Consider the following 485-nt stretch of genomic DNA (forward strand, 5'->3'; position numbering starts at 1 on the left):
TGGATGAGGAGCATGCTTCGTTCAACAAGGTATTTATACGATACAAGCAACGTAACGTATAAATACTAAGACGTTATAACTCACCACACTGTAGAGTGTAAGGATGCACAAATGAACATAAACGCAACAGTTGCAGGTCAAATCATATTTATCAATTTCTTAGTTATGCTGTATTTAACTTTGAAATTTGCCAAAGGGAAGTCTGATAACTTACCACTTGTAGGGTTTTATACCTTCCTTCTAAGTTTTATTTTCTTTCCTGCTAGTTGGTTATATTGTTGGTACTGGTCAAAAAAGAAGCCTGAAGTAGCAAGTGAGTTATAACAAGCTAATTAATAAGGACAAAAAACAGTTGGCTGTTTTCGTTCCTCAACATTATAGCCAACAATTTTTTGCCCATTATTAGGGCGTTGAACAAAGCCGCTACGCGGAGCTAGCAACTTCTAGCATAATTGCCACACTTGTCATTGGGACTTCCCCCTATT

1 protein-coding gene is annotated in these 485 nt (G+C 37.1%); it reads left to right on the forward strand.

What is annotated here, in order from left to right; all coding sequences use genetic code 11:
* The first annotated feature begins 111 nt into the window (after window positions 1–111).
* On the forward strand, window positions 112–324 hold the full coding sequence (locus AAEY55_RS18160; protein WP_015067157.1) for a hypothetical protein: 213 nt from the start codon (window positions 112–114) through the stop codon (window positions 322–324).
* The last annotated feature ends 161 nt before the right edge of the window (window positions 325–485 follow it).

Origin of the sequence: Pseudoalteromonas sp. 120-MNA-CIBAN-0494, from assembly GCF_040308885.1 — a bacterium.
GTDB lineage: Bacteria > Pseudomonadota > Gammaproteobacteria > Enterobacterales > Alteromonadaceae > Pseudoalteromonas > Pseudoalteromonas nigrifaciens.